Origin of the sequence: Roseomonas acroporae, from assembly GCF_023223525.1 — a bacterium.
Classification (GTDB): Bacteria; Pseudomonadota; Alphaproteobacteria; order Acetobacterales; family Acetobacteraceae; genus Roseomonas_E; species Roseomonas_E acroporae.
This window is the reverse complement of record NZ_JALPRX010000109.1, coordinates 1-10913: the sequence shown is the minus strand read 5'-3', so window position 1 is coordinate 10913 and position 10913 is coordinate 1. Positions and strand designations below refer to the sequence as shown.

General features: G+C 75.2%; 9 protein-coding genes. 2 read left to right on the top strand and 7 right to left on the bottom strand.

Translation table 11 applies throughout. The features are described from left to right. Window positions 1-192 precede the first annotated feature (192 nt). Entirely contained in the window at window positions 193-1536 is a 1344-nt protein-coding gene (locus tag M0638_RS22680) for a dicarboxylate/amino acid:cation symporter (protein WP_248669240.1), read from the top strand. A 303-nt stretch (window positions 1537-1839) separates the two neighbouring features. On the opposite strand, the gene M0638_RS22675 is transcribed toward M0638_RS22680, so the two are convergent. The 7 genes from M0638_RS22675 to M0638_RS22645 all read right to left on the bottom strand — a co-directional run bounded on the left by M0638_RS22675 (window position 1840) and on the right by M0638_RS22645 (window position 9838). Next, complete coding sequence (locus M0638_RS22675) at window positions 1840-2694, bottom strand: sugar phosphate isomerase/epimerase family protein (RefSeq protein ID WP_248669239.1); 855 nt, start codon at window positions 2692-2694, stop codon at window positions 1840-1842. Then, window positions 2691-4778 carry an FAD-dependent oxidoreductase gene (locus M0638_RS22670; protein WP_248669238.1) on the bottom strand — a complete coding sequence of 696 codons (2088 nt, stop codon included), beginning with the start codon at window positions 4776-4778 and terminating at the stop codon, window positions 2691-2693. Before M0638_RS22670 ends, M0638_RS22675 begins: the two co-directional genes overlap by 4 nt. Window positions 4779-4781: 3 nt before the next feature. Then, window positions 4782-5603 (bottom strand): IclR family transcriptional regulator, encoded by an 822-nt coding sequence (locus tag M0638_RS22665; RefSeq protein WP_248669237.1) that lies wholly within the window; start codon window positions 5601-5603, stop codon window positions 4782-4784. A 111-nt stretch (window positions 5604-5714) separates the two neighbouring features. Next, window positions 5715-6575 (bottom strand): amidohydrolase family protein, encoded by an 861-nt coding sequence (locus M0638_RS22660; protein ID WP_248669236.1) that lies wholly within the window; start codon window positions 6573-6575, stop codon window positions 5715-5717. Next, the gene (locus tag M0638_RS22655) at window positions 6572-7663 is read right to left on the bottom strand and encodes an isocitrate/isopropylmalate dehydrogenase family protein (RefSeq protein WP_248669235.1); all 1092 of its coding nucleotides are present in this window, start codon (window positions 7661-7663) and stop codon (window positions 6572-6574) included. The genes M0638_RS22660 and M0638_RS22655 overlap by 4 nt, the downstream gene beginning before the upstream one ends. A gap of 77 nt (window positions 7664-7740) precedes the next feature. Beyond that, window positions 7741-8799 carry a tripartite tricarboxylate transporter substrate binding protein gene (locus M0638_RS22650; protein ID WP_248669234.1) on the bottom strand — a complete coding sequence of 353 codons (1059 nt, stop codon included), beginning with the start codon at window positions 8797-8799 and terminating at the stop codon, window positions 7741-7743. A 25-nt stretch (window positions 8800-8824) separates the two neighbouring features. After that, window positions 8825-9838 (bottom strand): Bug family tripartite tricarboxylate transporter substrate binding protein, encoded by a 1014-nt coding sequence (locus M0638_RS22645; RefSeq protein WP_248669233.1) that lies wholly within the window; start codon window positions 9836-9838, stop codon window positions 8825-8827. Between the two features lie 96 nt (window positions 9839-9934). Here M0638_RS22645 and M0638_RS22640 point away from each other — a divergent pair, with 96 nt between their 5' ends. After that, window positions 9935-10609 (top strand): GntR family transcriptional regulator, encoded by a 675-nt coding sequence (locus M0638_RS22640; protein ID WP_248669232.1) that lies wholly within the window; start codon window positions 9935-9937, stop codon window positions 10607-10609. The last annotated feature ends 304 nt before the right edge of the window (window positions 10610-10913 follow it).

Here is a 10913-nt window from a genome sequence, read left to right as displayed (position 1 = left end):
CTCGCCAACTCAGGATACGCTTCCATGTAAACGCAGCATGCTCTAATGGCTTAGCGCGATCCACGCCCCGTCCGGAAGGCTGGCACAGGGCTTGCCCTCGACGCTGCGCGCGCCGGAGCCGGCGCGATGTCGGCAACCGGCCGCCGCGATCCGACGGAGCCGCGGCGACACATCGGGGGTGGGAAGCATCCAATGGCCTTTGTCCGGACGGACGCCGCGGCGGCGCCGCGCAAGCCGCGGAAATTCTACCAGCACCTCTACGTGCAGGTGCTGGCCGCGATCACCATCGGCATCCTGCTCGGCCACTATCAGCCGGCCCTCGCCACCGAGATGAAGCCGCTGGGCGACGCCTTCATCAAGCTGGTGAAGATGATCATCGCGCCGGTGATCTTCCTGACGGTGGTGACCGGCATCGCCGGCATGCGCGACATGGGCAAGGTCGGGCGCGTCGCCGGCAAGGCGATGCTGTACTTCCTGTGCTTCTCCACCCTGGCGCTGGTCATCGGCATGGTGGTGGCCAACGTCGTCCGCCCGGGCGCCGGGCTGAACATCGACCCGGCCTCGCTCGACGCGCGCGCCGTCTCGGGCTACGCCGCCCGGGCGCACGAGAGCACGCTGGTCGGCTTCCTGACCAACATCATCCCGAGCACGCCGATCAGCGCCTTCGCCTCGGGCGACATCCTGCAGGTGCTGTTCTTCTCGGTGCTGCTCGGCATCTCGCTGTCGCTGATCGGCGAGAAGGCCGACCCGCTGATGACGGTGCTGAACTCGCTCTCCACGGCGATGTTCCGGCTGGTCGCCATCCTGATGAAGGCCGCCCCGATCGGCGCCTTCGGCGCCATGGCCTTCACCATCGGCAAGTACGGCATCGGCTCGATCGCCAGCCTGGCGCTGCTGATCGCCACCTTCTACTTCACCTCGATCCTGTTCGTGCTGGTCGTGCTGGGCGCGGTGGCGCGCTACAACGGCTTCTCCATCCTGGCGCTGATCCGCTACATCAAGGAGGAGCTGCTGCTGGTGCTCGGCACCTCCTCCTCCGAGGCGGCGCTGCCGACCCTGATGGAGAAGCTGGAGAAGGCCGGCTGCGCCAAGTCCGTGGTGGGGCTGGTGGTGCCGACGGGCTACTCCTTCAACCTCGACGGCACCAACATCTACATGACCATGGCGGCGCTGTTCATCGCCCAGGCCGTCGGCATCGACCTCAGCATCTGGGACCAGGTGCTGCTGCTGCTGGTCGCCATGCTCTCCTCCAAGGGGGCCGCCGGCATCACCGGCGCCGGCTTCATCACCCTGGCCGCGACCCTCTCCGTGGTGCCCTCCGTGCCGGTGGCCGGCATGGCGCTGATCCTCGGCATCGACCGCTTCATGTCCGAGTGCCGCGCGCTGACCAACTTCATCGGCAACGCGGTGGCGACGATCGTGGTAGCGCGCTGGGAGGGCGAGCTGGACCGCGACCAGCTGAACGCCGCGCTCTCCGGCACGGTCGCCGAGAGGCCCGTCCTCGCCGTCGCCGAGCCGCTGCCGGCGGCGGAGTGAGCCGGCCGGGCCGGTCCCCCCTTGGGCCGGTCCCCTCTTAGGCCGGTCTCCCTGGGGCCGGCCCATCAAATGCCCATCGGGCCGGTGCGGGCCCCCGCCCGGATCGGCGGCGCCGCGGCGCGCGGCGCGGAGGGCGGCGAGCCGGACCTTCCCGGGGCCGGCGCCGCGGAGCCCGTCAGAACCGCGGCCGGGGACGGGGCGCCGCCGCCCGACGCCGGCTCATGCGCATGGCGGGATTGTTTGACCTGTCGGCGGTGGCGCGGGAGCCAAGCCCGGACAGGTCAGGTTCATCCGCCGAGCGTATCAGGTGGCTGGCCGAAGCCGGGGCCGTTCCGGCCCGGCGCGGTCGGGTCGGAGCGGTTCCAGCACCCGACGCGCCGCCTCGCGCACGCGGCGCGCCACCGCCTCCGGCCCGGCCTCCCGGGTCAGCGCCGTCATCGGCACCTCCAGCGAGACCGGGATGCCCGCCGGCATCGCCGCCAGCACCCCCGCGAGGTCGAGCCCGCCCTCGCCCGGCGGCAGGCGCTCGGCGCGGGCCTGGTGCAGCAGCCCTTCCGTGTCGGCCGGGCGCGCGGCGGGGGCGTCGCAGAGGTGCAGGAAGGGCAGGCGCGTGGGCGGGATGGCGCGCAGCGTGTCGAGCGTGGCGCCGGAACGGTCGAAATGCAGCGTGTCCACCAGGATGCCGCCATTGTCGCGGCCGGCCGCCGCCACGACCGCCGCCGCCTCCGCCGGCCCGGGCACCACGGTCCAGGGGAAGAATTCCAGCACCACGCCGATCCCGTACCGCGCCCCGAGGTCGCACAGCGCCCCGAAGCGGTCGGCGAGGCGGCCGAGGTCGGGGTCGTAGGGCGCCGCGATGGCCTGCCGCGCCCCGAGCTCGGCGCCGGCCGCGAGGAACGGCTCCAGCGCGGCGACCTCGGTCTCGGGCGTGAGCCGCACGAACTCGATGTCGTGCACCGCGACGCCGGTCTCCCGCATGGCGGCGCGCGTCGCGCGCAGCAGCGCCGGGTCGTCCATCAGCGGATAGCCGGGGCTGTCGGGCGTGACGCGGATCAGCCGCAGCCCCACCGCGTCGTAGCCGGTGCGCGCGGCGAGCCGCAGCATCGCCGGCGGATCGAGCGCGAGCGTCGTCAGATGCGCGAGGGCGACCGTCCTCATGCCACCGCCCCCCGAACCGCGCGCCCCGCCTCACCCCTGGCCGGCGCGGCCGCCACGGGCGGCGCCGGGCCGGCCGCGCCCGGCGATGCCCGCCCCCCGCCGGCCGTCTCCGGCGAAGCGCCGTCCGCAACCGCGTCCGCCGCCGCCATCCCGGCTTCCGCCAGGCCGGTCGCCGCCACACCGGCCACGGCTTCCCCGGCCGCGTGCCGGCCGGCGATGAAGCCGAAGGTCATGGCCGGGCCGAGGTTGATGCCGCCGGCCGGGTAGTAGCCGCCCATCACGCTCGCCATGTCGCTGCCCGCCGCGTAGAGGCCGGGAATGGGCCGCCCCGCCCCGTCCAGCACCCGCGCCTCGGCATCCGCCTTCAGCCCGGCGAAGGTGCCGAAGCTGCCCGGCACCACCTTCACCGCGTAGAACGGCCCCGTCTCGATCGGCGCGACGCAGGGGTTGGGCGTCACCGAGGCGTCGCCGCCGTAGCGGTTGTACGGCGTGCTCCCGCGGCCGAATTCCGGGTCCTCGCCGCGCCGCGCATGACGGTTGTATTCGGCCAGCGTCGCGGCCAGCCCCGCCGGGTCGATGCCGCACGCCGCCGCCAGCTCTGCCACCGTGCGCCCCTCCCTGATGTAGCCCGCCCGTATCCAGGGTGCCACCGGCACCGGCGCCGGCTTGCTGACGCCGAGCCCGTAGCGCCGCTGGAAGGCGCGGGTGCAGACCAGCCAGGCGGCCGCCTCCTCGCCCGGCGGCGTCGCGCGCAGCAGGGCGGCGACGACATCGTAGTAGCCGTCGGCCTCGTTCACGAAGCGGCGGCCGTCGCGCCGCACCGCGACGATGCCGGGCTTGGCGCGCTCGATGATGTGCGGGAAGTGGCCGACGGTGCCGTCCGGCCAGGGCACCAGCGAGACGGGGCACCAGGCGGCCGCCGAGGCGAGCGTGCGGTCCACCGCGCCGCCGGCGGACTCGCCGAGGCGCAGCCCGTCGCCGGTGGCGGAGGGCACGGCGACCGACCAGTGCTCGTGCCCGGTCGGCGTGTTCGGGAACAGCTCGCGCCGCCGCGCCACCTCGTGCGGGAAGCCGCCGCTGGCCAGCACCACGCCGCGCCGGGCGCGGATGGCGCGCTCGCCGTCGGGCGTGCCGATCACCGCGCCGCGCACCGCGCCGTCCTCGACGATCAGCGAGCGCGCCGGCGACGACACCCGGATCTCCACCCCGAGATCGGCGGCCGAGCGCGCCAGCCGCGCCACCAGCGCGCTGCCGTTCACGAGCTGCGTGGCGCGGCCATGCCGGGCGAGGTCGTAGAGGTGCCGCCCCACGCGCCGCGCCACGTGCCAGGCCGCGCGCGCCGAGCGCGTGGCGTTCATGAAGGCGGCGAGGTCCGGCCCGGCCTGGATGCCGAGGCCGAGCAGGGTCGTCTCCCGCATCGGCCGCCGCAGCCTCGGCAGCAGCGCGCCGAGCCGCCGCGCGTCGTAGGGCGCCGCGATCACCGAGCGGCCGCCCGTGCCGGCGCCCGGCGTCGCGCCGTGGATGTCGCAGATGCGGTTGCCGGCCTCGAATTGCAGCGCCGTGTTGGCCTCGAAGAAGGCGACCATGCGCGGCCCGTTCTCCAGGAAGGCCTCCACCCGCGCCGCGTCGTAGCGGTTGCCCAGTTCGTGGCGCAGATAGGTGCGCGGCGCCTCCGGGTCCTCCTCGATGCCGGCGCGGCGCGCCAGCGGGTTGCGCGGCACCCACATCCAGCCGCCGGACCAGGCGGTGGCGCCGCCGAACACCGGCTCCTTCTCCACCACGATCACCCGCAGCCCGTGGAAGGCGGCGGTGACGGCCGCGGCCAGCCCGCCGGCGCCCGAGCCGATCACCAGCAGGTCGCATTCCTCCGGCGCGGCCGCACCGGCCGCCGTCGCGGCATGGCTGGTCGCCGGCTTGCCGCCGGCATGGCCGGTCGCCGGCTCGGCGCCGGCATGGCTGGTCGCCGGCTCGGCGCCGGCTCGGGCGGCCGTCGGCCCGCCGCCGGCAGCGGCACCCGCCATGGCCGCGCCCGGCGGGGCGTCGCGCCGCGCGGCGCTGGTGTCGGGTTCGGCGTGTTCGCGCATGGCTCAGGCAGCCTCGGCATGTCGGATGAGAAGGGGGGAGCCGGGCAGCACGGCCTCCAGCTCGGCGGCGGCGGCGAGCAGGCGCGGGGCGAGCTCGTGCAGCCGCGTCTCGCTCAGCCGCAGCGCCGGCCCGGCGAGGCTGACCGTGCCGATCGGCCCGCCGCCGGCGCGCCGGCGCAGCGGCGCGGCGATGGCGGCCATCCAGTCGGCATGCGTGGCGATGGCGACGGCGTAGCCCTGCCGGCGGGCGGCGGCGAGGCGGGGCAGCAGGGAAGCCGCGTCGCGCGGCGCGGCGGGGCCGACCTCGCCGGCCGCGCCGAAGCCCTGCGCCGCGACCAGCGCCAGCGCCGCCGCGTCCGTCAGGCAGGAAAGCAGCGCGTGCCCGGTGGCGGAGGCGGAGAGACGCGCCGCCATGCCCATGTCGGGGTCGTAGCGCAGCCCGGTGGTGGCGCCCTGCGCCCTGGCCACCCAGCACAGCCGCGCGCCGTCCCACACCGCCAGCCGCGCCAGCTCGCCGGTCTCGGCGGCCAGCCGGTCCAGCACGGGCTGCGCCGCGTCGGTCACGCCGCTGGCGCCGAGATGGCCGAGCGAGAGGGTGAGCAGCTTCGTGGTCAGCCCGTAGAAGCCGCGCTGCCGGTCCTGGCGGACATAGCCGTGATCGGCCAGGCCGTTGAGCAGCCGGTGCGCGGCGCTGCGCGGGATGCCGAGATGGTCCGCCACCTCCTGCATCGGCAGCCCGGCCGGGGCGGTGGCGAGCAGCTCCAGGATGGCGAGGCTGCGGCCGAGGATGCCGGCCGGGCCGTGCTCGTCGGTTGGGGCGGGCATGCGGGACGTCGCCTCCGTGTTCGGTGGCGACCTTCTAGACCAATCAGGAATTGGATTTCAATTCCAATTTCGCACCGGCCTGTGCCGGGCGGGCGCCGTCCCGCCCGGACCCTACCCCGCGAAGCCGTAGAGCCGCGCCGCGTTCGCCCCCATGATCCGGTCGGCGAGCGCCGCCGAGGGCAGCGCCGCGCGGAAGCCCGCCACCACCCGGCCGTAGTCCAGCGCCCGGTAGGGCAGGGGCGCGCCGCCGCCCGGCTGCGCCTCGTGCGGCGGGGTGTGCGGCCAGTCGCTGCCCCAGACGCAGCGATCCGCCGCCACGCCGAGGATCGCCGCCAGCCAGGCCGCATCCGGCGCCACGCCGAGCACCTCGCCGGTCGAGCGGTAGGGCGCCGAGAGCTTCACCCAGACCTGCGGCCGCGCCAGCAGGCCGAGCAGCGCCCGCCCCGCCTCGCCGCCCGGCGCGTGCCCGCCGGGCAGGCCGTAATGGTCGATCACCAGCGGCACGGCGGCCCGCGCCAGCACCGGCGCCGCCCCGGCCAGCACGGGGAGCGGCGCGATCACCTGCACGTGCCAGCCCTGCCGCGCCGCCAGCGCGGCGGCGGCGCCGAAGCGTTCCGCCAGCCGGTCGTCGGCCGGCGCGCCGTGCCCGCTGTAGAGGTTGAGCCGCAGCCCGCGCACCCCGGCCGCGTGCAGCGCCGCCAGTTCACCCTCGCTCGCTTCCGCCGGGTCGAGCACGGCGACGCCGCGCCCGTCGCCGCCCAGTTCCCGCAGCGCCTCCACCAGCACCGTGTTGTCGGTGCCGTAGAAGCTCGGCTGCACCACCACGAAGCGGGTGACGCCGTGCGGCGCGCCGAGGCGCCGCACCTGGTCCACCGTCGCGACCCCGGGCGTGTAGGCGCGGCCGGGGATCATCGGCCGGCGCGCCACGTCCGCGACGACGTGGATGTGGCTGTCGCAGAAGCCGCCGGTCACGCCGCCGCTTCCAGCGCCGCGACCACCTTCGCCGTGAAGGCGGCGGTGCCGAGCGTGCCGCCGAGATCGGCGGTGCGGCCCTCGGGCGTCGCGACCACGTCGTCGATCGCCTGCTCGATCAGCGCGGCCGCGCGCAGCAGCCGCGCCTCGCCGCGCCGCTCGCCGAGCCAGCCCAGCAGCATGCCGGCCGAGCCGATCAGCGAGGCCGGGTTGGCCCTGTCCTGCCCGGCGATGTCGGGCGCCGAGCCGTGCTGCGCCTGCGCCACGGCGTGGTGCTCGCCCGCGTTGAGCGAGGCGGCGAGGCCGAGGCTGCCGGAGATCTCGGAGGCCTGGTCGGAGAGGATGTCGCCGAACATGTTGGTGGTGACGATCACGTCGAACACGCCGGCGTCGCGCACCAGCAGCGCCGCCATGGCGTCGATGATCTTCTCGTCGTAGGCGACCTCCGGGTAGCGCGCCGCGACCTGCCGGCAGCATTCCAGGAACAGCCCGTCCGAGATGCGCAGCACGTTGGCCTTGTGCACCGCCGTCACCTTCTTGCGCCGCCGGCTGGCCAGCGCGAAGGCGCTTTCCGCGATGCGCAGCGAGGCCTGGCGCGTCACCTTGCGGAAGGACATGGCGAGGTCGGGCGTCGGCATGATCTCGCCCGGGCCCATGTGCATGGAGCGGTCGGAGTAGAAGCCCTCCGTGTTCTCGCGCATCGTCACGAGGTCGAGCGGCTTGCCGCAGCGCGGCGCGAAGCCGGGGCGGGAGCGCGCGGGGCGGATGTTGGCGTAGAGGTCGAGCCGCTTGCGCAACTGGCCGGAGGGGTTCAGCCCGCCCTTGTCGGCCGGCGGGTAGTCGTTGTGCGAGACCGGGCCGAGGATCACGCCGTCCGCCGCCTGCGCCGCCTCGAACACGGCCTGCGGGAAGGTGGTGCCCTCGGCCTCGAGCGCGGCGAAGCCGATCGCGGCCTCGCTGAAGGCGAAGCGCAGGTCGAGGCGCCGGGCGAGGGCCTCCAGCACCGTCACCGTGGCGGCGCTGATCTCGGGGCCGATGCCGTCGCCGGGCAGGACGAGCAGGCGGATGGGCTGGTTGCTGTCGCTCATGGCATCATTCTCCGGGGCCGGGCATGGCCGGCGCGAGCTTGCTGGTGGCTGGGCATGTGGCAGGCGTGCGGCGCGGCTCAGTCCAGCGTGGCGCCCGAGTTGCGCACCACCGGGCCCCAGGCGCGCAGCTGCTCGTCCCAGAAGTCGGTGAAGGCGTCGGCGCGCGAGCCGACCGGATCGACGCCGAGATCGGTGAAGCGCTGCCGGCAGCCCGGCTCCTGCACCGCCCGCGCCGTGGCCTCGGAGAGCCGCTCGACGATCGCGCGCGGCGTCGCGGCGGGCACGAACAGGCCGTGCCAGATGTAGGTCTCGTAGCCCGGCAGCCCGGCCTCGGCGATGGTCGGCACGTCGGGCAGCGCGGCGCTGCGCGTCGCGGTGGTGACGCCGAGCGCGCGCAGTCGGCCCTCGCGGATGTAGGGCAGCAGCGCCGGCACCACGTTCACCATGAAGTCGATCTGCCCGGCCACCAGGTCGTTCAGCGCCGGCCCCTCGCCGCGATAGGGCACGTGCGTCGCCTCCACCCCGGCCATGCGCACCAGCAGCGCCGCCGAGAGGTGCAGGATCGTGCCGGCGCCGGAGGAGCCGTAGCTGTAGTGGCCGGGCCGGGCGCGCAGCAGGGCGATGAACTCCCGCAGGTTGCGCGCCGGCAGGTCGGCGCGCACGGCGAGCACGTTGGGCGCCATCGCCACCTGGCTGACCGCGGCGAAATCGCGCCGCGCGTCGTAGGGCAGGTGGCGGTACAGGAAGCTGTTCAGCACCGCCGAGGAGACGGTGTGCAGCGCGACGGTGTAGCCGTCCGGCGCCGCCCTGGCCGCGGCCTCGGTGCCGATGGTGCCGCCGGCGCCGCCACGGTTGTCGACGATCACGGTCTGGCCGAGCACCGGCGTCAGGCAGCTCGCCGTGAGCCGGGCCACGATGTCGGCCGTGCCGCCGGCGGCGAAGGGCACGATCATCCGGATGGTGCGGTCCGGCCAGGACGCGGCCGAGGCGGCCGGCGCGGCCGGCTGGGCGGCGGCGGGTGGCGCGGCGAGCAGCGCACCTCCGGCGAGTCCGGCGGTAAGCAGCATGGCGGCGAGCCGCGTGGTCGCGCGGCGCATGGCGACGAGGCGGCGCATGGCGTTTCTTCCACGCTTCATTCGGTCCGTTCCCACTCCCCCGGCCTCATTCCACGGTGATGCGCGCGTCGCGCACCACCGCGGCCCACTTGGCGCGCTCGGCGGCGATGAAGCGGCCGAATTCCTCGGGCGTGTCGCCGGACGGCTCGGCGCCCTCCGCCAGGATGCGCTCGCGCAGCGCCGGCTCGCGCAGCGCCTCGGCCACCGCCTCGCGCAGCCGGCCGATGATGGCGGGCGGGGTGCGCGCCGGGGCCATGATCCCGTACCAGCCGCTCATCTCGTAGCCGGGCACCCCGGCCTCGGCGACGGTCGGCACCGCCGGCAGGCTCGGCACGCGCTGTGCCGAGGTGACGGCCAGCGCCCGCACCAGCCCGTCGCGCACCAGCCCGATCGAGGAGGGCAGGGTGGCCGGCATCATCTGCAATGTGCCCGCCACGAGGTCGTTCAGCGCCGGCCCGGCGCCGCGATAGGGCACGTGCTGGATGTCGATCCCCGCCCGCAGCGCGAAATACGCGCCCGCGAGGTGGTTGGCCGAGCCGTTGCCGGCCGAGCCGTAGGTGATCTCGCCCGGCTTCGCCCTCGCGAGCGCGATCAGCCCGGCGAGGTCGCGCACCGGCAGGTCGCGCGCCACCAGGATCAGCATCGGCGCGGCGGCCAGCAGCGTCACCGGGGCGAGCGCGGTCGCCGGGTCGGGCGTGAGGTTGCGGAACAGGCTCGGGTTGACCGCGATCGGGCCGATGTTGCCGACCAGCAGCGTGTAGCCGTCCGGCGCCGCCTCGGCGGCCTGCTTCGTCGCGAGGTTGCCGGCGCCGCCCGGGCGGTTGTCCACGACGATGGTGGCGCCCAGCCGCTCGCCGGCCTTCTGCGCCACGGCGCGGGCGATGGCGTCGGTTCCGCCCCCGGCGGCGTAGGGGACGATCAGGCGGATCGGCCGGTCCGGCCAGTTGCCGGTCGCGGCATCGGCGGCGCGCGCGGGCCGCGGCACTCCGGGCAGCAGCGGCGCGGCGATGGCCGCCAGCACCCCGCCCAGCACCTCGCCCAGTACCTCGCGTCGTCGCATCGTGTCCTCCCTCTGATGGATTCCTTGGTATCCCAAGGTATCCTGTAGAGTCAATTCGTCTTTGCGCCACTCCGGGTGCCCGCTATGCCTGCGGCGATGGAACATTCCCCCTCGTCCCGTTCGGCCGGCGGCGACCTCGGCAGCGAGACCTACGAGCGGATCAAGGCCGCCATCCGCGACGGCTCGCTGGCCCCGGGCAGCCGGCTGACCGAGGCGGAGCTGGTGGTGCGGCTCGGCGTCTCGCGCACGCCGGTGCGGCAGGCGCTGACGCGGCTGGAGACGGAGGGGCTGCTGACCCACGAGCCGCGGCGCGGCCTGACCGTGCCGCGCCCGGACCACCAGCAGGTGATCGAGCTCTACGCGATGCGCGAGGTGCTGGAGGGCACGGCCGCCCGCTTCGCCGCGCAGCACGCCAGCGAGGCGGAGCTGCGCTCGCTCGCTCATCTGATCGAGGAGGAGGGGGCGGCGCAGGACGACGGCCGCGCCCTCTCGGCGATCAACCTGCGCATCCACACCCTGCTGCACCGGGCGGCGCACAACCGCTACCTGCTGCGCAGCCTCGCCCAGCTCACCGACGCGATGGCGCTGCTGCCGACCATGCTGGGCGAGCCGGCGCGGGCGCGCGAGGCGCATGCGGAGCACCGGGCGCTGCTCGCGGCCATCTCACGGCGCGACGGCGAGGCGGCGGAAGCGGCGATGCGGGCGCATATCAGTTCGGCGCAGCACCACCGGATCGCGTGGCTGCTGCGGCATGCGGGAGAGGAGGGGTGAGCCCGGGCGGGAAGGGCGTTGCCGGCGCTTTTCGGGGAAGGCGCCGCCTTCCCCGGACCCCATCCGGCCCCGGGGGAAGGCGCCGCCTACCCCGGACCCCAGCCGGCCCCTGGGGAAGGCGCCGCCTTCCCCGGACCCCATCCGGCCCCTGGGGAAGGCGCCGCCTTCCCCAGACCCCATCCGGCCCTTGGGGAAGGCTCTGCCTTCCCCAGACCCCATCCGGCAGGAGGGCGAGGCCCTCCTGCACCTCTGTTCGTTTGGTCCCAGGGGTAGAAGCACCTCGGACTTTCTTCCCGAAACGGGG